Below are 23,931 nucleotides of genomic sequence, written 5' to 3' on the forward strand. Positions count from 1 at the left end.
TGTATGATGCTGTTATGAGGCGTCAGCCTCTTCTTCCTTTGCGTGCGGCAGAATCAGGTTGAGGATGACTCCGACAATTGCCGAAAGCGCCATACCCGATACTTGAAAGCCGCCTTTAGATACTTGAATGAAAGCACCGCCTACGCCGATAACGAGGATGACAGATGTAATAATTAAATTTCTGTTGTTTTCATAATCAATTTTATTGTCGATCAGCATTCTCAAACCGCTGGACGCGATGATTCCGAAGAGAAGAAAGGAAACGCCTCCCATGACTGCGGACGGAACTGAGCTGATCAGCGCCGATACTTTGCCGATAAACCCGAAGCAGACTGCGATGACACCCGCGCCTCCGATGACAAAGACGCTGAAGACTCTCGTAATGGCCAGTACACCGATGTTTTCGCCGTACGTTGTCGTCGGCGGGCCGCCGATTAACGAAGCGATGATCGTCGCAACGCTGTCTCCCATTATGGAGCGGTGCAGTCCCGGCTTTTTAATGAAATCCTGTCCGACAACTTTACTCAGCACCATTTGATGGCCGATATGCTCTGACATCGTCACGAAAGCGACCGGCACCATCGCCGCTGCAATGCCGAGTGTCACAGACGGCGTATAGTCTTTAAACGGAATGATGAACTCAGGAGCGGCAAACCATTTGGCATCCATGACAGGCTGGAAATCGACGATTCCCTGTGTAAGGGCGAACAGATACCCGCCTATAATGCCGATCAGCACCGGGATCAGGCTTAAAAATCCCCGCAAAAAGATGGCGCAGATGATGGTAATCGCCAAGGTGACGCCGGCTACACTGAAGTGCTTTAAGCTGTAGACGAGCTCCTTCGCATTCGGGTCTGCGTACATCGCCATGTTGACGGCCGTGCTTGCCAGCCCGAGTCCGATGACGATAATGACCGGTCCGACGACAACCGGCGGCAGCAGCTTCATCAGCCACCCCGTTCCGAGCTGCCTGATCAGTAGCGCGATCAAGCCGTACACGATTCCCGCCAGGAAGGCGCCCACCATGGCCGCCCCCGGCCCTCCCGTTGCTTTCACCAATATAATCGGAGAAATAAAGGCAAATGATGATCCGAGATAAGCAGGAATTTGGCCTTTCGTAATCAAGAGATAGGCGAGTGTCCCGATTCCGCTCGTGACAAGCGCCACTGCCGGACTCATCCCGACCAGTTTCGGAACGAGGATGGTTGAGCCGAACATGGCGAATAAATGCTGCAGGCTGAATGACAGCCAAGACAATGGGTTTGGGACATCCCTGACTCCCAGATTTATTTTTTTCTTACTCATGGCGTTTCCTCCTGATTGACGTCTCTTTAGAATGACTCTTAAATGGTATAAAAAAACCTCTTTGCTTTTTGCGCAAAGAGGCATACAAAGTCCGGCCGCGTCATTCCGCCCGGCTTTTGTGCGTTAAAATCCTCTTTGCAGACTCTCTGGAATGCATTTAAAAAGGTACTTTATTCATTTTCATATATGGCGACCATATCCGTTTGATCGACTTCGCTCAGCTGAACCATCACTTTTTCAGCCTTTGAGGTCGGTATGTTTTTCCCGATATAGTCCGCTCGGATCGGCAGCTCCCGATGTCCTCTGTCAACAAGCACGGCAAGCTGTATGGATGACGGACGCCCTACATCAACGAGCGCATCCATCGCCGCTCTTACCGTCCGTCCCGTATAAAGCACGTCATCGACTACAATGACCTTTTGGTCGGTAATATCGGTCGGAATGTCTGCACCTTTTACAAGCGGCTCTTCATTGCTCGTTTTTTTTGAAAGATCGTCACGATAAAGGGTAATGTCAATTTCCCCGATGGTCACGGGGTTTCCTTCAATCTGCTCAATTCGTTCAGCAAGCCGCTTCGCTAAATAAATGCCTCTTGTTTTAATCCCGACAAGAATACAGTCATTCATTCCTTTATTCCGCTCGATCATTTCATGGGCAATCCTTGTTAAAGCCCTTCTGATCGCCTGCTCATCAAGAATAACAGCTTTTTGATTCACGCGTGACACCTCTCCATTCGTATATAAGAAGAAAAAACCCCTCTTTGCCAGAGCATAGAGGGGTTCCTTTCAGGACGGAACACACATATATCTTCCGTCCTATCCGTTATCCTTCTCAGCCTCTCTGGACTGTGTTAAAGAATCTATTAGCTTGTTTTTATTATTTCAGAAAAGAAACTTGCTGTCAACGGCTATTTCTCAAATTTTCGATGAGTTTTTGCATATCTTCCGGCAGCGGCGCTTCAAATTCCATATATTCGTCTGTCCGCGGATGCTGAAAGCCTAATATTCCCGCATGCAGCGCCTGGCCGTTAAAATCAATGGTTTTTCTCGGCCCGTATTTCGGATCTCCCGCTAAAGGGAAGCCGATATACTTCATATGGACGCGGATCTGATGCGTTCTTCCGGTCTCAAGGCGGCACTCTACAAGCGTAAAGTCATCAAAACGCTCCAGCACGTGGAAATGTGTCACGGCATTTTTGCTGCCTTCTCTCGTAACGGTCATGCTCTGGCGGTCTTTTTTATCTCTTCCGATCGGTGCGTCAATGGTTCCGTCATCATGAGAAATAATCCCGTGGACAACCGCTGAGTATTTCCGGGTAACGGTTTTATTGACGAGCTGATTGACAAGTGATTCATGCGCCATATCATTTTTTGCAACCATTAACAGGCCTGAGGTGTCTTTGTCAATGCGGTGAACGATTCCGGGCCGCATGACGCCGTTAATTCCGGAAAGGTCATTGCAGTGGGCCATCAGTCCATTAACAAGCGTTCCCGTCACATGGCCGGGTGCCGGGTGAACGACCATGCCCCGCGGTTTATTCACGACCAACACGTCTTGGTCCTCATAATAAATATCCAAATCCATAGGCTCGGCAAGCACGTCCAGCTCTTCGGGTTCAGGAACGGTCACTGTCACTCGGTCGCCGGGCTGCATTTTATAGTTTGCTTTCACTGACTTTCCGTTAACAGACACAAAGCCTTCCTTTACCCATTGCTGCACCTGGGTGCGTGACCAGTTTTCACCGGATGAGGCCAAAAATTTATCAATCCGCTCGCTTTTTTGTTCAGGCTGAGCGGTTATGTCAAATTGATTCATGTTATTGCTCCTTCTTTTTCCCGCTGTCAAACAGCATATGAATAAATAAAAGTATCACGCCGACACACAATGAAGAGTCCGCGATATTAAAAATCGGGTAATGATAATTAACGATGATGACATGGATAAAATCCACTACTTCCTGACGCGCCGCCCGGTCAATAAAATTTCCGACAGCGCCCCCCAGCATTAAACCGAGAGAAATCCCGAGTAAAATCTGCCCTTTTGTATAACGCTGTATGTAATAAACGATACCGATGATCACTGCGATGGTAACCAAGTAGAAAAACCACATCTGACCGGCTAAAATGCCCCATGCCGCTCCTGTGTTCCGATGTGAGGTGATATACAGCACCTGATCGATGACAGGTATGCTTTGTCCCAATTCCAAATGGTTTACGACAAGCCATTTCGTCAATTGATCAGCTATGATAATTAAAAGAGCGATAAGATAATAAAGCACACACGTTCCTCCATTATACAGTTACTTTTATCCTTTATGAATTTTATCAGTAAAAGATGCAGGAGTAAAGGCAGATCATCATGCTGCGGCAAACACACGGAAACAGACGCTGTCATTCATACAGCGCCTGATCATATGAATACATCTCGGGCTCCCAGTAAGGAAGGGTTTTCTTTTCAAATTGGGCGGGATAATAAAAATCATCGGCTGCCCGTGCCGTCGGCAAAACCGCAAGCTTTTCAATCGGAATGGGGGCGCCGGTTTTTTCACAATAACCGAATGTATTGTTTTCAAACTTAGACAGCGCAAGAAGAACATCCTGAAGTTCTTCTTTAATATGAAAGATCAGAGTTGCTTTTTGATTGTTTATTGAAGGTTCAACAGATGCTGACATTTGAAAGCAAGAATACTCAAATAATCTTGACTGGAGTTCTTCTTTCATGATGAGAAGCTCCGTATGGATTGCGGTCAGTTGATCATTCATTCATCACAACTCCTGCTCTTTGAGGTTATACCTCTATTGTTGCCCCCGCGGCGTCATCTGAAGCCCATAAGATTTTTCCTATCGTTCTAATCGATGACATTGCTGGCATGAAAAAACGCCCGGTTCCCACCGGGCGCCTACAAACCATTATTTTTGATAATATTTTTCCACGATTTCCGCATTTCGGAGCGATAATGTCGGATATTTCGGATTGGCGCCGACATCTTTGGAAATCACACGGGACCGTTCACACATTTGGCCCTCTGCTTTTTCTACGGTTATTTTTCCTGTGGCAAAGCTTTGCGCATCTTCCGGCGCTTCACTTTCATCTTTCACCGTCAGTTCAGACACGATAAACAGCTGTGCTGTATTTTCTTTAATGGATGACAGCAGGTCACGATTTTCTTTGTTCGGATACAAAGTCAGGCTCGCTTCCAATGATTTCCCGATAATTTTTTCGTTCCGGGCTGTTTCTAACGCTTTTAACACGTCATTGCGCAGCTCCATGAAACGGTCAAATTTTTCCTCTGCCGCTTCACTGTCAGGAACAGAGATCGTTTTCGGCATATCTGTCAGCTGAACGCTCGGTTCTTCCACAAATGATAAATGAGTCCACATTTCATCAGCCGTATGCGGCAGAATCGGCGCAGTCAGCTTCACTAACGCAAGCAGGGTTTCATAAAAAACCGTCTGCATGCTGCGGCGGTCCGGATGATCCGCGTGCTCGATGTACACCACGTCTTTTGCAAAATCAAGATAGAAAGAGCTGAGCTCGATCGTGCAGAAGTTATGAATGCTGTGATATACAACCGCAAATTCATATTCATCATATGCTTTTTTCACTTTTTCAATCAGCTTATTCAATTTAACCAGCATATACTGATCCACTTCCCGAAGGTCTTTTACATCAACGGCATTAACGCTCGGATTGAAGTCAAACAGGTTGCCGTGAAGGAAACGGAATGTATTGCGGATTTTACGGTATACTTCAGCGACTTGTTTTAAAATATCTTCAGAAACAGGGTGGTCGGCCTGATAGTTTACTGATGATACCCATAAGCGTAAAATCTCCGCTCCAAGCTGTCTGGCTATCTTTGTCGGATCAATGGTGTTGCCAAGTGATTTACTCATTTTTCTGCCGTTTGCATCAAGTGTGAAGCCGTGGCTTAAGACACCTTTATAAGGCGCATGGCCTGTGACGGCAACAGCGGTAGAAAGGGATGAGTTAAACCAGCCGCGGTATTGGTCTGAGCCTTCAAGATATAAATCAGCCGGACGGACGAGATCATCACGTTCTTCAAGCACAGCCTGATGCGAAGAACCGGAATCAAACCACACATCCATGATGTCCTGTTCTTTTGTGAAGATGCCGTTCGGGCTTCCCGGATGCGTAAATCCTTCCGGCAGCAAGTCTTTTGCTTCTTTTTCAAACCAGATGTTTGAGCCGTGTTTTTTGAACAGCTCTGAAACGTGTTCAATTGTCTCGTCAGTGATAACCGGCTCGCCATTTTCAGCATAAAATACCGGAATCGGCACACCCCAGACACGCTGTCTTGAAATACACCAGTCACCACGGTCGCGCACCATGTTGTAAAGACGCTGTTCGCCCCATTCAGGCACCCATTTCGTTTTTTTGATGGCATCAAGCAGGTCAGATCTGAAATCTTTGATGGACGCGAACCATTGCGCAGTCGCTCTGAAAATGGTCGGTTTTTTTGTTCTCCAGTCGTGCGGATAGGAGTGTGTAATGAACTCGAGCTTCAACAGCGCGCCATTTTCTTCAAGCTTCTCTGTGATCGGCTTGTTTGCTTTATCATAGAACATGCCTTCAAAACCAGGTGCTTCGTCAGTCATGTTTCCCTTTTCATCAACAGGGCAAAGAACCTCTAAGCCGTATTTTTGACCGACGATAAAGTCATCTTCCCCGTGGCCCGGAGCAGTATGGACACAGCCCGTTCCGGCATCCGTTGTCACGTGCTCACCGAGCATGACGAGCGAATCTCTGCCATACAGCGGATGTTCAGCAATAATATGTTCCAATTCTCTTCCTTTGTATGCGGCGACAACTTCCGGGTTTTCAAAACCGCATGCTTGGGCAACGTTTTCGATTAAATCAGTTGCGACGACATAACGTTTCTCTCCGGCTTTGATGACGCTGTATTCTAACTCCGGATGAACGGAAATTCCGAGGTTGGCAGGCATCGTCCATGGTGTTGTCGTCCAAATGATGAAGCTTTCTCCGTTTTCAAGAACGCCCTTTCCGTCTTTCACTTTAAACGCGACATAAATAGATGGAGAACGTTTGTCCTGATATTCAATTTCCGCTTCTGCCAAAGCAGATTCACTTGAAGGAGACCAGTTAACAGGCTTCAGGCCTTTATAAATGTAGCCTCTTTTCGCCATCTCACCGAAAACGCGGATTTGCTGCGCTTCAAATTCAGGCTGCAGCGTGACATAAGGGTTTTCCCAGTCTCCTCTGACGCCAAGGCGCTTGAATTGTTCGCGCTGTCCTTCAATCTGCTGCCATGCATATTCTTCACAAAGCTTGCGGAAATCAGCAACGGACATTTCTTTCCGGTTTACTTTTTTGTTTTTTGTCAGCGCCGTTTCAATCGGCAGCCCGTGTGTATCCCAGCCCGGCACGTACGGGGCGTTGTAACCGCTCATTGATTTATAGCGGACGATAAAGTCTTTCAGGATTTTGTTCAGGGCATGACCCATGTGGATGTCTCCGTTTGCATACGGAGGCCCGTCATGAAGCACAAACTTCGGGCGGTCTTTCGTCCGTTCTTGAACAAGGCGGTAAATGTCCTGTTCCTCCCATTGTTTTTGCATGTCCGGTTCACGGTTCGGCAGATTTCCTCTCATCGGAAAATCTGTTTTCGGCATCAACAGCGTATCTTTGTAATCCATCTTCATTCCTCCACAACATTTTTCAGAAAATAAAAAAAGCCCTCTCATCCCATAAGGGACGAGAAAGCTTATCTCGCGGTACCACCCTTTTAGAAAAAGCGGCAAATCCCGCCTTTTCCACTCGAGCATCGTAACGTGATGGAACGTCCTTTCCTACTGTAAGTTCAGAAAGGAAACTAAAGGGCTGATCCACATGATTCAGGCCATGCCGGGCTTCCACCTTCCCCGGTTCGCTTTATGGCTTTTTTGAGTCATGACGGTCCCTTTCAATCGTCTTTTCATCTGAATTTATGAACGTATTATATTCGAACGGCCCTGAGAATGTCAAGAAAATCAGAAAATTATTCTTTTTCCTCAAACACCGCATCGACTTCGTATTCAAGCAGATGATCCCAATCATCATTTTTCAAAAGGTCGAGCTGCGCTTCAATCAGCATTTGGAAACGGGTTCTGAACACTTTTGACTGTTTTTTCAGCTCTTCAATTTCCATGGCGATTTTTCTTGATTTTGACAGCGACTCGTTAATGATGCGGTCCGCATTTTTTTCCGCTTCACGGACGATCAGCTTCGCCTCTTTCTGTGAGTTGCGTTTGACGTCTTCTGCGGCCTCTTGCGCCACGAGGATTGATTTATTCAGCGTTTCTTCGATATTAGCAAAGTGTCCGATTCTTTCGTCAAGCTCATTCACTTTCGCTTCAAGCTCCGCTTTTTTCCGGAGTGCGATTTCATAATCTTTTCTGACTTGCATTAAAAATTCATTTACTTCATCTTCATCATATCCGCGAAAACCTTTTGTAAACGTTTTGTTATGGATATCATTTGGCGTTAATGGCATACTGCCACCTCCATTTTTACATTTCAGTACGATTATCTAGTTCACATTATAAAACAAATACGGCACAGATGGAGAAAAAAACTGAAAAAACGACTCATTTTTGACGTTCAAACGTGACTTTCCACTTGTCTTTTTTCGTTTTTCCCTCAATTTTTGTCAAACTGCATCGGCCGAAGCCCCGAATGGAAAGCATGTCTCCTTCTGCGACCTGATAGGACGGATCCTCAACGGTCTTCCAGTTTACCTTGACGAGTCCGTTTTTCACAAGCGTCTGCGCCTTTTGCCGGGATTGCCGGCTCATAGAGGCGCAAACGGCATCGAGACGCAATGAAGAAACCGTGTCATCTCTTATTTCGACATCCGAAGCAGGAATGTGAAGATCGGTGAGCGCAATTTTCTCAAGCTTTACCGGGGCTTTGCCCGCTTTGGTGAGCTGGACGCTGATAAAATCGGCAATTTCCCCGGACACGATAAGCTGCACCGCTTTTTCCGAAAACACCAAATCACCGAATTTCTGCCGCTTTAATCCGATCCCCATTAAAGACCCGAGAAGAGAACGGTGGTCGATGCTGACGAATTTTTCAGCATATTGAACCTCAAAAGCCTGAAGCTCATAATCATTCTGTTCCGGCTCAATATAATCAGGGTATAATATCGCCCGTTTGCGTTCGGCCCGATCATATCCTCCGAAAAACGCGAGACCGCAGGCATCACCGATAACGGCTTTTAACATCACCTGTTCCCGCGGATCTAAAAAATCGGTCAGTTTCAGCCGATACTGCTCCAGGACAATCTGTTTCCATTCGAGCGCCTGATCGATAAAAGGCCGCTCGTCCTTTCTGAAGTGCTGGTAAATATCGCTCATGTTCTTTCCTTTCTATGTAAAGAGGCTTGGCTGGTGCCAAGCCTGTATCAAACTGTCACATTACGTATACATTGCGATCATGCGGTATAGACCCCAAAGTCCTGTCGCGGCAAACCGAAGCACGATAATGGCAACAATCGGGGATATATCCAGCATGGCAATCGGCGGAATGATCCTTCTGAACGGCTCTAAATACGGCTCGCATATTGCTGCGAGAAACCGTCCGACTGCCGTTTCCCTCGTACTCGGCACCCAGGACATAAAAATATAAATAATCAGGGCAAACGAGTAAATGTAAATTAAATAGCTCAGAACGGAAAAAATTTGATAAAGAATCATCCTGCTTTACCACCTCTGATGTTCGTCTTCAGATATGAGCTCCGAAATCGTGCCGGATACGTCGACATTATCAGGCGTGCACAGAAAGATATCTGAACCGATTCTTTGAATGTCGCCGCCGATGGCGTAGACAGTCCCGCTTAAAAAGTCGACGATTCTTTTCGCCTGATCATGCTGAATGCGCTGAAGATTAACGACAACTGCCCGCCTGTTCTTTAAATGATCGGCGATTTCCTGCGCTTCCGCATATACACGCGGCTCACTCAACACCACTTTAGAGGATTTCTGAACACTTTGCAAGCTTACTACGTTTTGCTTGCCGGCCGCCTTTTGAGCATAGGCTGGCTGCTTTTCTTTTTGCTGATCATGCTCTTCCGGATGATCCTGCTCTGTTTCAATATATTCGTACTCATACTCTTCCTCATCCATTGAGAAAAAGTTTTTCAGTTTATTTTTCATGCTCATTTGTTAACACCCCCTGTTTCATTTCCGACTAATGAGGAGCCTATTCTGATAAGTGTAGCGCCCTCTTCAACAGCAATTTCATAATCATTTGACATGCCCATGGAGAGCTCCCGGCACGGTGCGTTCGTCTGGTTCAGCTCCTGTACGCGGTCGCGGAGATCCCGTAATTCCCGAAAACAGGCTCTGATCCTGTCTTTATCGTCTGTCAGCGGAGCCATCGTCATCAGCCCTTCTACAGAGATGTTTGTAAATCCTGAAAGCTCCCGGATAAAGGGGATGACCTCTTCTGTTTTCATACCGTGCTTAGACGGTTCAAGCGATGTATTCACCTGCACTAAACAGCGCACTTTATGTGAAGCTCGTTTTTCAATCTCTTTTGCCAATGACAGTCTGTCTAAGGAGTGAATATAAGATACGCGGTCAACGACAGACTTCACTTTTCTTGACTGAAGACTGCCGATAAAATGCCAATCCGGATTTCCCGTGATGACATCCTGCTTGCGGACCAGCTCGGTATCCCGATTTTCTCCCAGGCTTGTAATGCCTGCATCAACGGCCTCCTGAGCCCTTTCTGTTGATACATATTTTGTAACAGCGATGATGGTCACATTCTCAGGGCTTCGGCCCGATCTGTTACATGCTTCGTTTATTCGTTCGTTTATATGTCGTAATTGATCAGCAACACGCAAGATTACTTATGCCTCCTTCATTCCGATAAAGGACATCATGCGTCCCGTTTTTCCTTTGTCGCGGCGGTGTGAAAAGAAAAGATCACGCTCTGTTTCCGTACATAAACCGCTGACAGAAATGTTTTCTTCCGGAATGCCGCAATGTGTCAGAAGAAGACGGTTGACCTCTTTTAAGTCGAGCTTATATTGGCCTGCGCCCGTTTCACATACGGCTGATTCAGCCGAAAAAGGCAGCGCCCGGACTTCATTGATGACACGGTCATCTACGGTGTAGCATCCGCCGCTGATGGACGGGCCGATGACGGCGTGAATATCAGATACACGGGAGCCTTCCTGATCTGCCCAGCGTTCCGTCATGATGCGCCCAATTTGCTTAACGGTTCCCTTCCATCCGGCATGGGCAGCCCCGATAAGAGAATTCACAGGGTCGTAAAAATACAAAGGCACACAGTCAGCAAAACACAGAGCCAAAAAGACGCCTTTATCTTTCGTGTAGAGCCCGTCCGTCCTGCGAAATGCAGCGGAGTAGTCCCTCGCTCCTTTTCCTCTGTCACCGGCTGTCACTTTTCGAATGCGGTTTTCATGTGTCTGATCGGCAAATACCCAAGAATCCAGTTCAGAGCCGCATAAAGACGCGATGATTTCACGATTTTTAACGACATCACAAGCTTCGTCACGGACATGCAATCCTGTATTTAACGATTCATACGGCGGATTGCTGACACCGCCGTTTTTTGTTGTAAATCCGGCGATGACCTTTGTGTTATGCTGATTCACGCGGTTCCAGTCTTGTATCATGAGTGCCGAGGGGGTGGTAAGACTAAACGGGTGATATGTATTCATGAGGATCCAACCTTTCGACAAACATTAAAAAAGCGTAATTTCCCAATCATTTTACCACAATTTAAAGCATTCGTTTAGCGGCTGACTTTAAAATGAATGAAATAAATGTGCCGGAAACATTGAGATTTCCGGCATTTTCAAGTAATGGGCTGATCATGCAGAGCCCTTTGGTTCATTTACACGCACTAAGATGACATCTTCCCCAATTTTAACTATATTTCGCCAAGGAATGACCATTTCCTCTTCTTTTCCGAAAAAACCGAGAACTTTTCCGCTGCCCCCTAAAATGATCGCCTGAATTTTACCCGTTGTCACATTAATATCGATGTCACCGATGCTTCCGAGTTTTTTTCCGTTCGAAACGTTCACCACATCTTTTATTTGAAATTCAGAAATGCTGATCATCCGGATCACGTCCTTTACCGTTCTTTTTCTTATTATATGAACGGTCGGGCCGAACCTTGTCAAGCCGGGCAATCTTTTTTGCGGCTGCACCAGGTAATGATAAATCTCAGCATGATTTTCGTATACTCAATAAGCTCCTCAACGGACACTTCCTCGTTTACGGAATGGGCATTCTTCAGGTCGCCCGGCCCGTATATGACGCTCGGAATCCCGGCATCGTAAAGCCAGCCGCCGTCTGTTACGGTTTGTGATACATCTGTAACGGGCTCCTCCTTTTTGACGGCGCGGTGCGATGCTGCTAAAACACAAACCGCCGGATGATCAGGATCTATTTCCAGCGCCGGAAAAATTTCGCCCCTGTCCTCAATCATTGAAGAGCCTCCCCATTTGAAAACCGGTCTGTTTTCCCTCAGCCACACATCACTGTCGCTGATTCGGTTCACAAAGTCTTCAATTTCCGCCGCCACTTGTTCATGTGTTTCGTTCGGATAAAAGTGAACCGTAATCCATAAGCGGCACTCATCCGCGACAAAGGCAGCGTGTCTTCCCCCTTCTATTACAGCAGGGTTGATCGTATTTGTGCCGGGCGTAAAGCCGGGATAGTTTTTCATTACCGACCAGTGGCGCTCCAGCTCTCCGAGGGCGCCGATGATCTTCGCCATTTTTTCAATCGCGCTTGCCCCGAATGTGCCGCCGCCCGCGTGAATCATATTGCGCCTCATTCCGTCGTGAAACGTTTTTGCGCTTTTGATTTCTATCCAGCCGGTAATCACTCCGCCCTGGCCTTGAATATGCAGGCTGCTCGTATCCGCGACAACCGCAAAGTCCGCATGATAACCGCGTCTGCAGCATTCAAGCGTGCCCGCTTCACCCACCTCTTCGCCGATGACCGACTGCACAATCAGATCGCCAGGCAGTTGTAAACCGGCTTCATGAATCAGCTTCAAGCAAAAAAGCACGCACGCCAGCCCGCCTTTCATATCAGAAGCGCCTCGTCCGATTAACATGCCGTCTTTTATAAGAGGCTGAAACGGGTCCGAGCCCCAGTCTTCCCCGTTTACTTCGGCTACGTCAATGTGTCCGTTTAGAATGAGGCTTTGATAATGTTCGGAATCGGTTCCCTTTAACACACCGACTACGTTCGGATCTTCGGGGTAAACATCCCATATATCGACAGAACAGCCCAACTCTTTTAAAAACCCGGCAACCCATTTCTGCGCGGTTTTCGTATTTCTCGCGGGCGGCGCCGGTGTGGGAAAGGAGATTAAAGTTTTGGCGATACTGATTAAATCAGCCTGCTGCTCATCTGCTTTTTGTAATATCATATTGAGTTGATCCAATGGAAATCTCTCCTTCTTGTTGTATAGAAAAAACCGTTTCAACGAATGAAACGGCTTTAAAAAAACGCACAGGGGCCCGGCAATATATAAACCGCGGCTTCCTCCGCTTTTTTCACCGCTTCCCTCCGCTGGCATGATCCAGATCAGGTCTGTTAAGGGTTGAGACACACGCCTCTCTCAGCTGCCGGACAGCACCCCCAGGATGAAATGTATTCACCTTTCACACGGATGACGTTTCTTTCGTCCGTGTTAAAAACGGACGGTCATTGTTCCACATCACGCTGACCGGTATGTCAAAAAAGGCAGAAAGCCGTTCATCAGAAAGCATATCCCGTATCCCGCCTGAGGCGAACACTTCGCCTTGTTTTAAAAGCAGCGCTTTATCAAATACCGGTAAAATTTCTTCAGCATGATGGGTGACGTAAAGGATTGACGGCGCATTTTCTTTTCCGGCGATATATGTAATCGTATCTAACAGCTTTTCCCTCGCCATAAAGTCTAAACCAGTCACCGGCTCATCCAAAATTAAAAGTTCAGGATCTGCCATAAGGGCACGGGCAATCAGCGCCCTTTGTCTTTCTCCTTGGGATAAGGTCTCATAGCGCCTGTCCGCGTAACCGAGCGCGCCCAAATCCTTCAAAAGCCCGATCGCTTTTTCCCTTACTTGTTCACTCGGTGTTTCGTATAAACCGATAGATGCGTACGCACCGCTGAGCGCGATTTCAAATGCGGAATCCGCGGGATATAGTTTATGCTGAAGCCCGGCTGACACAAGGCCGATTTTTCTTCTGAACTTATCACCGAGCTCTGTTTTTCCGAATTGATGGCCGAGCACCTGCATCTCTCCTGAAGTAGGAAAGTAATATGAGCATAACATATTTAACAAAGCTGTTTTTCCGGCCCCGTTTAATCCGTACAGCACCCAGTTTTCATTTTGTTCAACATGCCAGTTTATATCCTTTAGAATCCATTTGCCGTTTCTTTTTAATGACACGCGGTCAAGCTGTAAAATCATTGTGCTCCCCCCTGTAAATTTGTTTCAATTTTCATAAAACTTTTACAGATTAGAATACATGACTTTTTTGCATACGTAAACCAGAGACACGAAAAAAGCCTTTAAAACAAATGTTTTAAAGGCTTTTCCCGTTATTGATGGATGTTCTTATTCATTTGTTTAATGGCTGCCTTTTCGAGCCTCGAAACCTGAGCTTGGGATATGCCGATTTCTTCTGCCACTTCCATTTGGGTTTTTCCCTGAAAGAAGCGCTTGCGCAAAATCATTTTCTCCCGTTCGTTCAGCCTTCTCATGCCTTCTTTTAAAGCCAGCTCCTCAATCCATTGTGTATCCTTGTTTCGCTCATCGCTGATCTGGTCCATGACGTAAATCGGATCACCGCCGTCGTTATAAATCGGCTCAAACAGCGACACCGGATCTTGGATGGCGTCAAGAGCAAACACAATTTCTTCATGGGGCACTTCAAGAACTTTGGCGATTTCCTCTGCTGTCGGCTCCTTGCTTGTCTCACTGATTAACCGCTCTCTTACTTGAAGCGCTTTATATGCGATATCACGCAGCGATCTTGAGACGCGGATCGGATTGTTATCACGCAAATATCTGCGGATTTCTCCGATGATCATCGGTACAGCGTATGTTGAAAACTTAACATTATGGCTTAGGTCAAAATTATCAATGGATTTCATTAGTCCGATGCAGCCGACCTGAAATAAGTCATCAACATACTCTCCTCTATTGTTAAACCTTTGAATGACGCTTAAGACAAGGCGCAGGTTGCCGTTTACCAGCTTTTCTCTTGCTGAATCATCGCCTTCATCCTGCAATTGCTTAAATAGCTTTCTCATCTCTTCATTCTTGAGCACCGGTAATTTGGAGGTATCCACCCCGCAAATTTCGACTTTATTTCTTGACACGTTTTTCCCTCCCAACAGGAGCTGCTGTACAACGTTAAGTATCTCCTCGGGTGGGAAAAATATGCACCTTCATTTTACAGAAAAAAACATCTGCCCAAGACAATCCTTGCAGCAGTAAGGGTTGGCTGATGGAAATTTTTTTACACCATTTTGTTAAACTCTTTTCGCAGTCTTTTTATAATCCGTTTTTCAAGCCGGGAAATATAGGATTGGGAGATTCCCATCATGTCGGCTACATCTTTTTGCGTCTTTTCTTCTTCTCCGACAAGCCCGAAACGCAGTTCCATGATCTGCTTTTCTCTCTCGTTTAATTGCTCAAGCGCTTTTTTCAAAAGCTTTTTATCCACATTTGCTTCAATATCCTTTGTAATAATATCATCATCTGTTCCGAGCACATCTGAAAGCAGCAGTTCATTTCCGTCCCAATCAATATTAAGCGGCTCATCAAAGGATACCTCGGAACGGATTTTATTGTTTCTGCGCAGGTACATTAAAATCTCGTTTTCAATGCATCGTGATGCATAGGTGGCAAGCTTTATTTTCTTTTCCGGGTTAAAGGTGTTTACCGCTTTGATCAGACCGATTGTCCCGATGCTGATCAAATCCTCAATATTAATGCCCGTGTTTTCAAATTTGCGGGCGATGTACACGACAAGGCGTAAATTCCTTTCAATTAAAATAGCGCGCGCCGCCTGATCCCCGCTCGGCAGCTTTAAAAGCAGCACCTGTTCTTCTTCTTTTGACAGAGGCGGCGGCAGTGCTTCGCTTCCCCCTATGTAATAAACTTCATCACTTTTCAGCCCGAGTTTCATCAGCCATTTATACCAAAGATATGTCAAACGCAGCTTAAGTTTTTTCATCTTCCTCCCCCTTCTAAATACAATGCGGATTGAGTATGATTAGTAACAGACTTTTAGATCAGGATACATGTTTCACCGCTTTTCCTGTCAGCATTTTCGGATGAATGATCGCGTCAAATTCGCCGTCTGCCGATAATTGTCTCGTGCTGATTCCGATCAGGCATTTCTCACATGCGATCATTTCGTCTTTTGTTAAAATGGTCACGTAATCCGGCTTCAAACAGAGTAAAAATTGATGGTCCTGGCCGACGCCCCTGTACGGAATCAGTCTGAGTTTTTCTGCGTGGCGGAACGTATTATCCAGCTGTTCGATCACCTCAAGCGGACTGGCGGTTTTGATAATGTCTGTTTCCTTTTCCCCGAGAAGCGGGGCAAACTTATCAATATGAAGAATCATGACCGGCGTTTTCGTCAGCGGATCGTACAGCTGGTTTCCCGAATCCACCAATCCCTTTGCATGGATTGTCTGTCCGCCGAATTCAGCCTGCACCCTGACAAGTTCATCATACTGAATGGATTTTGTTTCGATCTCTTCAATTCTTTTTTTCGAAAAAAACCACACGGCGGGAAATCCGATGACGACAAACATCCAGCTGATCGGATCACCGAATCCGGTCTGGCTTGTCACCATTACGCCATGCTGCACGATTGATTTTGTCTGCAATAAGGAATGAACACCGATCATTCCCCCGCCGACGAGAAATGTTGCGAAATAAAAGGCAAACAAATTTTGAAAAAAATACCGAAACCGTTTAAATCCGAAAGCCGTAAGCACGATGAAAACTGAAAACACCATTTTTCCCGCCGGGTGCTCCACAAGCGGCGAAACAGGGGTGAACATCAGCAGCACAATCGTTGAACCGATGAAGCCGCCAGCCGCCACTCTTCTTTTCTTTACCTGGCGTTTTAAAATAAAGGCCGTCAATAAAAGCAAAAGAGAATCAAAACAAAAGTTCAACAGCCAAATGACATCCAGATAGATTTTCACATCTGACCCCTCTCCTCTTTTGTCTTACATACCTGTTTCTCTCTCTTGTTTCATAAGTATAAAGCAAGCTCTGTGGGAAAGTCTGTCAATTAATGTTGAGGGGAAAGTACAATTTTTAAGGGATAACCGTTTTATTTGTCGAGGATGCCTGTTTGGGCATTTTGCTAGGTTCGGATCATCTGAAAAAGCGCTGCCCTTCTAAAGGCAGCGCTTTTCTTTACTCGTTAATATAAAGTTTTCCTTTCGCCGTTTGTCTCGTTTCATTCCCGTAGTCATCTCTTACGATAACGTCAATTTTTGCTCCGTTCGCTTTAATTGAAGAGGTGGCCGTCCAGTATCCTTCATATCTTCCCGGAGAAATTTCTCTCAGCGGAAGCTCCGTTGCGTTTTGGGTAGTTGCGCGCGCATTTGTCAGCGGAAGACGAATGACAAACGTGGCGTCTAATTTCTTTCCGCTGGAGAAAGCGATTTTTACTGATTCTCCGGCTTTTAATGTTTTATCCTCTCCGGGAACTAACCCAGAAATAACGGGGGCGGTGTAATTTGCATTGATAACCGTCTTTTTCGTCGTTTTGTTTCCCGCTTCATCCGCTGCCGTGACTTTGATTTCATTGCTGCCGTTTTCCAGAAGAATTCGGGCTTGGTAAGAGCCGTCTTTCACCTCAGCTTTTTGGCCGTTCACCTTCACACACTTCAAATAATCATCGGCAGCTTTTCCTTTTACGGTCACGGTTTCTTTATTTGTTTTATCTCCGTTTTTCGGATTATCGATCGTCAAATCCGGTTTATCCTGATCAAGTATCACCGTGACAGGGCCGGAAGCGTCTGTTGATCCCCTGTCAGTTGACGTTGATGCAGTCAGGCGGTTGGCCCCTTTATGAAGCGATACATCAGCCTGGAAGGTGCCGTCTGCTCCGGCTTTTGTTTCAGCGGCTTCTTTTTCATCGTTGTAAAGACGGACAGCGGTCCCCGGAGAAGCGGTCCCTTTTACCGCAAGTTTCTCTTGATTTGTAAATGATTTGTCCTGCGGTGAAGTAATCTCAGGCACTGCTGCTTCATAGTCAACCAAAGCGCGGATCATATAGTTTCCGTCAGATTTATCCGATTTTGACCAGCTGCCGCCGATGTACTGCCAGTTTCTGTTTGAATACGGGCTTCCGTCATCGGCTGACAATCCCGGCGAATAAGGATCGGGTTTCGTCTGTACGAAGACGAGATAAAATTCTTTACCGACCGCAATTCCTTTTGAGCTGAGGTCGGCTTTTGTCCATTCACCGTTTCTGAGCGCTTCCGCTTTGAAAGGACCGGCGATTTTTTTACCGGGCGCACCGTCTTTTTCCGATGCGTCATATACTTCTATTTGAAATTCCGTGCCGCCAGGAGCAGGCCAGTCTTCACCCCAAAATTTAAACAGCCCTCCTGTCAGCATGCCGCGGTCTTTTCCGTCAGCGAGCGTCATCTTAACCGCAGATTTGCTGCCTGCCTCAAAGTACGACATGGCGGCTTCTTCCACACCGTTATCATAGGCAATTTCGCCTTCATAGCCGATATACGGCTTTAATTCGGAGTTTTGGGTGACATTCCCTTTTACATCAACAGAAATTTCGTTGTTGTAAAATCCTTTTGCGGCGATTTTGATCGTATAGGAGCCTTCGTACGCCTGAAGTGAATATTCCCCTTTGTCATTCGTCACCGCCGGTTCAATTGCGGCATCCTCGATGACATACAGCGCGGCGCCTTTCACCGGTTCTCCCGTTGACTGATTGGTGATCGTGCCTTTTAACGTGCCGGATGGCATTTTTTCCAGCGTGAAGTCTGCCTGTGCCGTTTGATTTGATTGTATGGAGACTTTTTCTGTTTTTGGCTGATACCCGTAAGCCTCCGCTTTCAGCGTATAGCTGCCCGCTTTATGAGAAAGGGTGTATTTGCCGCTTGCCGGGTCTGAATAAACGGATTTTCCCGTCTCGGCAACACTGACTTGCGCTCTGAGCGGAAGCAGGTTTGTTCCGCGGTTCACAGCTTTTCCTGCTGATTTTGCCGCCGGTTTCGCTTTTTTAGGATTAACAGCTTTTTTCTTTAGTTTGCCGGACGGCTTTTGTATACCGAGTTTAGCTTTTTTCACCTTGCCGTGAGAGCCGGCTGAGAGGCTGACATCATCGATATACCATCCGTCTTCATTTACCACTTCATCGGACTGCAAATTAAACATGACTTTAATGTTTTGGCCTTTATATGCCGATAAATCAATTTCTTCATCAGTCCAGCCTACCGAAGCTCCGTTATAAATGGCAGCCTGCTCCCAATTCGTTTTCCCTTCAGGAAGTACAAACACATATCCGTAATCAAAAAATTCTTCGAGCTTGTGCCAGCTTTTAAATTGAAGGAACAGACGCCCGGCATCCGGCACTTGAATCGGAGGCATCACTAAATTCATGTTGGCCGAATCGGCGTAAGGGCCTGACAGATTCGTCGCAAATACTTTTTCTCCGGAGACTGCTGCGCCGGGGCCTGAAACCGGAACACCCCATTCCCATTGATCGTGTGTTCCGTAGCTTGACCATCCTGCGGGCTGCGACTCAAAATTCTCTTTGTAGCCCGCTGTAATGCTTGGTTTGACAGTGACCCGGTACGTGTCAGATTCCGCCGAATGACCGCCAAAGTCCTTTATCGTCCATTTGTAGCTTACAGATTTGGCCATTACATTCGGGATTTCCGCTTGATATGTTCCCTTTTTTTCATCGCCGCTTTTTTGCACCGCGGTGATCGTTTTCCAATCTCCCTCATCAAACTGATAGGAAAGCGTAACCTTCGTAACACCCACATTGTCTTCCGCCGTGACAGTTAACGGAAGACTCGCGCCTTGATAAGCTTCCGAGACAGGATCATGCTGATATACGGGCGGTTCGTTATCTTCACCTGCTGTCGACACCTGCCCTTCTATTTTTCCAATTCCGTCCGTTACAGCCGAAACGGCGTCAAATGCATTGACAAGACCGTGGCCGTAACCGTTATTCGGTGAATTCGGAAAGACGGAATCGGTCAGCTTTTCTGCTGTGCGAGTCAAGACGTCTTCCATTTCATCGACCGTAATAGAGGCATTCGCCTGCCTCAACAGAGCCGCAGTTGCAGCCACATGCGGTCCGGCCATCGAAGTTCCGTTCCAGCCGCCTTCATATGTTCCCCCCGGCACCGATGAACGGATATTGACTCCCGGAGCCGAGATATCCGGTTTTGTTTCATGATACGGTGAAGGGCCTTGAAGTGAGAAATCAGCGAGTTTCTTTTGGCTGTCGGTAGCACCTGTCGCAAATGCTTCCGGATAATTGGCGGGATTGGCAATCGACCCCGGTCCTCCAGGTGTAAACAAGTCTTCATTTCCCGCAGAGAATTCCGGAAAAATATCAGCCGCTCTCCACGCGTTGACCATGTCCCTGTACCACTCGTCAATTCCTGAACCGCCGGACCAAGAATTATTTACAACGTCCGGAGCCATTTCAGGATGCGGCTTCCCGTCTTTATCTTTTGGCGCCAACACCCATTCACCGGCATCCAAAATATCGGCATCTGTCCCTCCGTCATCCGAGAAAGCTTTTACCGCAATCCATTTTGCGCCGGGAGCCACGCCGATTTGATTTGAGCCGTCAGGTTCAGACCCCGTCATTGTTCCGGTCACATGAGTGCCGTGGTCTTGGTCGTCATAGGGAGCGTCTTTTTTGGCAACGGCATCATACCAGTTCATGTCATGGTTCGGCTGAGCGGGATTTTTAGAATCATAGCCGCGGTATTTCTCCTTTAATGCCGGGTGATCCCACTCAACTCCGGTATCAATGGATGCAACAACCGTACCGGTTCCGTCATAGCCTAAAGCCCAGGCTTTAGGTGCATCGATTTGGCTGATGTTCCATTCGATACCGCCTTTTGCTTTGATTTCTTTTTGTTTTTTCTTCATTTGAAAAGGTGCGGATGATTTTGTCAGCTGACGCTTTTCATTCGGGAGCACTTTTTCCACTTCAGAAAATGAAGCGACTTTTTCCATTACCTCTTTCGAAGCACGGACAGCCATTCCGTTGACAATATAATAGGAATGAATATGGTCTGCCTTGCCTTTCTTTTTTTGTTTTTCCAAGTAATTTTTTATGTTTTGCTGCGCATCATCAGCTGTTACCTTTAAAGAAGAGACAACGGCCGAACGTTTTTGATATTCTGTTTTTGCAGCTGAAAGCGAATGTGACTCAGCTTTCTTTTCGGCCGTCTTGGCAGCTTTTTTCGTATCAGCCCGCTCTTTGAATTTAATGAGAAACGTGACCTTATCACTTTTTTCAAAACGTTTCTTGACCGAATCAGAAATCTTATGCTGGATGGCTTTCGAGGAAGAGAGTTCTTCTTTTAAAGAAGCAGCTGCATGTGTGCTGTTCGCTCCGGCTGCACCCGGAAAAAGCAGTGAGCTGACGACAATGACGCTTAAAACGGAGCCTGTCCACTTGTTTCTCGTTTTTTTTCTCAATCGTATTCCCCCTTATTTAGAAAGATAATGTAATTTTTGTCTGCCCTCCTTTATAACTGGAATCGTTTGTCATTTCGATGTTGTACGTTAAATGTAGACAATCTCCTATTCAGATATTGTCGTATTCTGTCAGAAAGCCATATGAAACTGAAAATAATCCAATGGTCATGTTTTATACATAGGGATAAAGATTCTTTTTTGGTATATGAATCGGAGGACCTGAGGAAGAAATCAGTCTATAGAGGAAAGAAAAAGGACAAAACCATGTGGTTTTGTCCTTTTACATCAGCCGCGTTTGTTGCGGTTTCTTAAAAATGTCGGAATATCCAAGGCATCATCCGCCGGCTGTGATGTATGACGGTTTGCCGTGTTTTGATGCTGCTGCGTTTCTTCACGCTTTGGCTCACGCTTAGCAGCATTTTGGTTTTGGGATTTTAACCCTTGGTTTAATGTCGGGCGCTGCGGTTTTGAGTCGTCTTTTTCCTGTTCAATAAACCCTGTTGCGATGACAGTCACGACAATTTCATCTTTCAGATTTTCATTGATTACTGAACCGAAAATCATATTCACGTCAGGATCAGATGCAGATGCGACGATATCCGCAGCTTCCTGCACTTCGTATAGACTCAGGTTTGTGCCGCCTGTGATGTTCATCAGAACACCTTGCGCTCCGTCAATTGCCGCTTCTAATAACGGGCTGGAAATAGCTTTTTTCGCAGCTTCTGCCGCACGGCTTTCTCCGGTTGCAATTCCGATTCCCATCAATGCAGAACCTTTATTCGACATGATGGTTTTGACATCGGCGAAGTCCAGGTTGATCAGTCCGGGTGTCGCGATGAGGTCTGAAATACCTTGAACCCCTTGGCGAAGCACGTTATCAGCTTCACGGAATGCTTCAAGCATCGGCGTGTTTTTGTCAACAATTTCAAGAATACGGTCATTCGGAATTACGATCAGCGTATCCACCGCTTCTTTCATTGCTGTAATTCCGCCAGCCGCCTGCAGCTGGCGCTTCCGTCCTTCAAATGTAAACGGTCTTGTTACGACTCCGACAGTCAGAGCGCCTAAATCCTTTGCGATTTGGGCAATTACCGGTGCGGCCCCCGTTCCGGTTCCGCCACCCATTCCGGCTGTAACGAAAACCATGTCAGCGCCTTTTAACGCTTCTTCAATCTGTTCTTTGCTTTCTTCAGCGGCTTTTTTGCCGACTTCAGGGTTTGCTCCAGCTCCAAGACCCCGCGTCAGTTTTTCTCCGATCTGCATTTTCACTTCTGCTTTTGACAGGTTAAGAGCTTGTGCATCCGTGTTCACCGCGATGTACTCTACACCTTGCACTTCATTTTCAATCATTCGGTTGACCGCGTTATTTCCGCCGCCTCCTACTCCGATTACTTTAATTGATGCTAAGCCGTCTATGTTTGTTTCGAAATCCAACATGCTAAATCCTCCTAATCTGCCGAATGACTATCTATCTATTCCCAAAACATGCTTAATAGTTTTTTCATTTTGCTCGGTTTGTTCTGTTCGGCTTGTGTTTTTTGTTTTGCTTTAGGCCGCTGCTGTGCCTCTTGCCTCTGATGATGCTGTTCTTCGTGTGAAACCGCAATTTCCTGCACGGCTTCCTCCGGCATATGAAAGCCTATTTTTCTTCCTTGAATTCTTGCGTTTCGGCAGGCGAATTGTATCAAGCCGACACCCGTCATATACTGCGGGTCTCTCACGCCGATATAGTTCGGGCTTGCGACTCTTACATTGTGCCGCAGCACGTCCTGTGCCAATGAAAGCACCCCGGGCATTGCGGCCTGTCCTCCGGTCAGCACAAAGCCGCCGGGCAAGTCGGTAATCCCCATATGTTCGATTTCAGATGCGGCAATCTCAAGAATCTCTTCCACTCTTGCTTCGATGATATTGGCAATTTCCTGCTGCGTAAAAGATTGCTTTTGATTCGTGCCAATGACGGTGACTTCAAATACTTCATCTTCTGAAGCCTCGTCGTAGAAAGCATGTCCGAATTGTTTTTTTACTCTTTCCGCCTCTTCTGTGGACGTCCGTAAACCGATTGACACGTCTTTTGTGATGTTTTCGCCTCCGAGCGGAATTACGGTGGTCGCTTTAAGGTGCCCCTGTTCAAAAACCGCAACCGTCGTAGATCCGCCGCCGATATCAATCATTGCGACGCCGAGGTTCTTTTCGTCTTTTGATAAAGCCGCCGAACCGGCCGCAAGCGGCTGCAGGCAGATATCCGTAATTTCAACGCCCGCTCTCTCCACACAGCGAAGTAAGTTATGTAAGATTGTTTTTGAGCCGGTAATCAGCGTGCCTTCCACTTCCAGGCGGACACCGAGCATTTTTTTCGGATCTGTAATTTCATCTCTTCCGTCAACGATAAACTGTTTCGGAACGACGTCAACGATCAGCTGCTCATGCGGGACCGAAACGACCTGTGCCGCCTCCATCACCCTGCGGACGTCTTCTACGTGAATCTCTTTGTTTTCACTTGAAACAGCGACAACGCCGTTCGTATCTTGAATATTAATATAATTTCCATTAACACCGACAATGGCTTTTCTCAGCGGAAAACCTACCATTCTTTCAGCTTGGTCAAACGCTTTTCTTATAGAATGAACAGTTTCATCTATATCAACGATTGAGCCTTTTTTCAACCCTTCAGACGGTACATTTCCCACTCCGATAATGTTAAGGGAATCATCTGTCATTTCTCCGACGATCACTTTTGTATTGGACGTACCGATGTCAAGACTGACGTAAAGTTCATTGTTGTTCATTCTATGGCACCTCCTCACATTTCGATCAATTCTATTCTATTATTTGCGGAACAACAATACAATGAATGTGGCTTTACAAGTGTGTAACAAAAACAACAGCAA

General features: G+C 46.5%; 21 protein-coding genes, 1 riboswitch and 1 other annotated feature. All 21 genes read right to left on the reverse strand.

Annotated features, from left to right (window positions below; translation table 11 throughout):
• Nucleotides 1-12: 12 nt before the first annotated feature.
• The 21 genes from pyrP to ftsA all read right to left on the reverse strand — a co-directional run bounded on the left by pyrP (nt 13) and on the right by ftsA (nt 23,829).
• Nucleotides 13-1,305, reverse strand: a complete 1,293-nt coding sequence (gene pyrP, locus J7E26_RS05600) for a solute carrier family 23 protein (protein WP_214799447.1) — start codon at nt 1,303-1,305, stop codon at nt 13-15.
• A 170-nt stretch (nt 1,306-1,475) separates the two neighbouring features.
• Nucleotides 1,476-2,021, reverse strand: coding sequence for a bifunctional pyr operon transcriptional regulator/uracil phosphoribosyltransferase PyrR (pyrR, locus tag J7E26_RS05605; protein ID WP_214799449.1), 546 nt, complete (start codon nt 2,019-2,021; stop codon nt 1,476-1,478).
• A gap of 184 nt (nt 2,022-2,205) precedes the next feature.
• Nucleotides 2,206-3,120 (reverse strand): RluA family pseudouridine synthase, encoded by a 915-nt coding sequence (locus J7E26_RS05610; RefSeq protein ID WP_214799451.1) that lies wholly within the window; start codon nt 3,118-3,120, stop codon nt 2,206-2,208.
• A 1-nt stretch (nt 3,121) separates the two neighbouring features.
• Nucleotides 3,122-3,583 carry a signal peptidase II gene (gene lspA / locus J7E26_RS05615; RefSeq protein ID WP_214799453.1) on the reverse strand — a complete coding sequence of 154 codons (462 nt, stop codon included), beginning with the start codon at nt 3,581-3,583 and terminating at the stop codon, nt 3,122-3,124.
• Nucleotides 3,584-3,695: 112 nt separating this feature from the next.
• Nucleotides 3,696-4,067: a TraR/DksA family transcriptional regulator gene (locus tag J7E26_RS05620; RefSeq protein ID WP_214799456.1), complete on the reverse strand. Its 372-nt coding sequence runs from the start codon at nt 4,065-4,067 to the stop codon at nt 3,696-3,698.
• A 147-nt stretch (nt 4,068-4,214) separates the two neighbouring features.
• Nucleotides 4,215-6,980, reverse strand: coding sequence for an isoleucine--tRNA ligase (ileS, locus tag J7E26_RS05625; protein ID WP_214799458.1), 2,766 nt, complete (start codon nt 6,978-6,980; stop codon nt 4,215-4,217).
• A 51-nt stretch (nt 6,981-7,031) separates the two neighbouring features.
• Nucleotides 7,032-7,260, reverse strand: a binding site (T-box leader).
• A gap of 61 nt (nt 7,261-7,321) precedes the next feature.
• A complete protein-coding gene (gene divIVA / locus J7E26_RS05630; RefSeq protein WP_061520447.1) occupies nt 7,322-7,816 on the reverse strand; it encodes a septum site-determining protein DivIVA in 495 nt (164 codons plus the stop codon).
• Nucleotides 7,817-7,910: 94 nt separating this feature from the next.
• Nucleotides 7,911-8,681, reverse strand: a complete 771-nt coding sequence (locus J7E26_RS05635; protein WP_214799460.1) for a YlmH family RNA-binding protein — start codon at nt 8,679-8,681, stop codon at nt 7,911-7,913.
• 60 nt (nt 8,682-8,741) lie between these two features.
• Nucleotides 8,742-9,020 (reverse strand): YggT family protein, encoded by a 279-nt coding sequence (locus tag J7E26_RS05640; protein WP_214799462.1) that lies wholly within the window; start codon nt 9,018-9,020, stop codon nt 8,742-8,744.
• A 6-nt stretch (nt 9,021-9,026) separates the two neighbouring features.
• A complete protein-coding gene (sepF, locus tag J7E26_RS05645; RefSeq protein ID WP_214799464.1) occupies nt 9,027-9,485 on the reverse strand; it encodes a cell division protein SepF in 459 nt (152 codons plus the stop codon).
• A complete protein-coding gene (locus J7E26_RS05650; protein WP_214799466.1) occupies nt 9,482-10,174 on the reverse strand; it encodes a YggS family pyridoxal phosphate-dependent enzyme in 693 nt (230 codons plus the stop codon). The genes sepF and J7E26_RS05650 overlap by 4 nt, the downstream gene beginning before the upstream one ends.
• A 6-nt stretch (nt 10,175-10,180) precedes the next feature.
• Nucleotides 10,181-11,017 (reverse strand): peptidoglycan editing factor PgeF, encoded by an 837-nt coding sequence (gene pgeF, locus J7E26_RS05655; RefSeq protein ID WP_214799468.1) that lies wholly within the window; start codon nt 11,015-11,017, stop codon nt 10,181-10,183.
• A gap of 153 nt (nt 11,018-11,170) precedes the next feature.
• On the reverse strand, nt 11,171-11,422 hold the full coding sequence (locus J7E26_RS05660; protein WP_061520809.1) for a YlmC/YmxH family sporulation protein: 252 nt from the start codon (nt 11,420-11,422) through the stop codon (nt 11,171-11,173).
• 59 nt (nt 11,423-11,481) lie between these two features.
• Complete coding sequence (locus J7E26_RS05665; RefSeq protein WP_214799915.1) at nt 11,482-12,747, reverse strand: acetylornithine deacetylase; 1,266 nt, start codon at nt 12,745-12,747, stop codon at nt 11,482-11,484.
• A gap of 118 nt (nt 12,748-12,865) precedes the next feature.
• Nucleotides 12,866-12,971: riboswitch (TPP riboswitch) on the reverse strand.
• Nucleotides 12,972-12,982: 11 nt separating this feature from the next.
• Entirely contained in the window at nt 12,983-13,777 is a 795-nt protein-coding gene (locus J7E26_RS05670; RefSeq protein ID WP_214799470.1) for an ABC transporter ATP-binding protein, read from the reverse strand.
• A gap of 131 nt (nt 13,778-13,908) precedes the next feature.
• Nucleotides 13,909-14,691, reverse strand: coding sequence for an RNA polymerase sporulation sigma factor SigG (gene sigG / locus J7E26_RS05675; RefSeq protein ID WP_061520440.1), 783 nt, complete (start codon nt 14,689-14,691; stop codon nt 13,909-13,911).
• Nucleotides 14,692-14,831: 140 nt separating this feature from the next.
• Nucleotides 14,832-15,551, reverse strand: coding sequence for an RNA polymerase sporulation sigma factor SigE (sigE, locus tag J7E26_RS05680; protein ID WP_007409714.1), 720 nt, complete (start codon nt 15,549-15,551; stop codon nt 14,832-14,834).
• A 58-nt stretch (nt 15,552-15,609) separates the two neighbouring features.
• A complete protein-coding gene (spoIIGA, locus tag J7E26_RS05685) occupies nt 15,610-16,539 on the reverse strand; it encodes a sigma-E processing peptidase SpoIIGA (protein WP_214813188.1) in 930 nt (309 codons plus the stop codon).
• 217 nt (nt 16,540-16,756) lie between these two features.
• A complete protein-coding gene (locus J7E26_RS05690; protein ID WP_214813191.1) occupies nt 16,757-21,043 on the reverse strand; it encodes a S8 family peptidase in 4,287 nt (1,428 codons plus the stop codon).
• A 285-nt stretch (nt 21,044-21,328) separates the two neighbouring features.
• A complete protein-coding gene (gene ftsZ, locus J7E26_RS05695) occupies nt 21,329-22,480 on the reverse strand; it encodes a cell division protein FtsZ (RefSeq protein ID WP_214799475.1) in 1,152 nt (383 codons plus the stop codon).
• Between the two features lie 35 nt (nt 22,481-22,515).
• The gene (gene ftsA / locus J7E26_RS05700) at nt 22,516-23,829 is read right to left on the reverse strand and encodes a cell division protein FtsA (protein WP_214799476.1); all 1,314 of its coding nucleotides are present in this window, start codon (nt 23,827-23,829) and stop codon (nt 22,516-22,518) included.
• Nucleotides 23,830-23,931: the final 102 nt, after the last annotated feature.

This window comes from Bacillus sp. ISL-51, assembly GCF_018613535.1.
Lineage (GTDB): Bacteria > Bacillota > Bacilli > Bacillales > Bacillaceae > Bacillus.

Excerpts from the sequence above, each read along its gene's own strand:
- sepF (WP_214799464.1), bottom strand. The coding sequence starts at position 9,485 with ATGAGCATGAAAAATAAACTGAAAAACTTTTTCTCAATGGATGAGGAA.
- J7E26_RS05610 (WP_214799451.1), bottom strand. The coding sequence starts at position 3,120 with ATGAATCAATTTGACATAACCGCTCAGCCTGAACAAAAAAGCGAGCGG.
- ftsA (WP_214799476.1), bottom strand. The coding sequence starts at position 23,829 with ATGAACAACAATGAACTTTACGTCAGTCTTGACATCGGTACGTCCAAT.
- J7E26_RS05670 (WP_214799470.1), bottom strand. The coding sequence starts at position 13,777 with ATGATTTTACAGCTTGACCGCGTGTCATTAAAAAGAAACGGCAAATGG.
- pgeF (WP_214799468.1), bottom strand. The coding sequence starts at position 11,017 with ATGAATACATATCACCCGTTTAGTCTTACCACCCCCTCGGCACTCATG.
- J7E26_RS05635 (WP_214799460.1), bottom strand. The coding sequence starts at position 8,681 with ATGAGCGATATTTACCAGCACTTCAGAAAGGACGAGCGGCCTTTTATC.
- J7E26_RS05660 (WP_061520809.1), bottom strand. The coding sequence starts at position 11,422 with ATGATCAGCATTTCTGAATTTCAAATAAAAGATGTGGTGAACGTTTCG.
- J7E26_RS05640 (WP_214799462.1), bottom strand. The coding sequence starts at position 9,020 with ATGATTCTTTATCAAATTTTTTCCGTTCTGAGCTATTTAATTTACATT.
- ftsZ (WP_214799475.1), bottom strand. The coding sequence starts at position 22,480 with ATGTTGGATTTCGAAACAAACATAGACGGCTTAGCATCAATTAAAGTA.
- sigE (WP_007409714.1), bottom strand. The coding sequence starts at position 15,551 with ATGAAAAAACTTAAGCTGCGTTTGACATATCTTTGGTATAAATGGCTG.
- ileS (WP_214799458.1), bottom strand. The coding sequence starts at position 6,980 with ATGGATTACAAAGATACGCTGTTGATGCCGAAAACAGATTTTCCGATG.
- divIVA (WP_061520447.1), bottom strand. The coding sequence starts at position 7,816 with ATGCCATTAACGCCAAATGATATCCATAACAAAACGTTTACAAAAGGT.
- pyrP (WP_214799447.1), bottom strand. The coding sequence starts at position 1,305 with ATGAGTAAGAAAAAAATAAATCTGGGAGTCAGGGATGTCCCAAACCCA.
- J7E26_RS05620 (WP_214799456.1), bottom strand. The coding sequence starts at position 4,067 with ATGAATGATCAACTGACCGCAATCCATACGGAGCTTCTCATCATGAAA.
- J7E26_RS05665 (WP_214799915.1), bottom strand. The coding sequence starts at position 12,747 with ATGATATTACAAAAAGCAGATGAGCAGCAGGCTGATTTAATCAGTATC.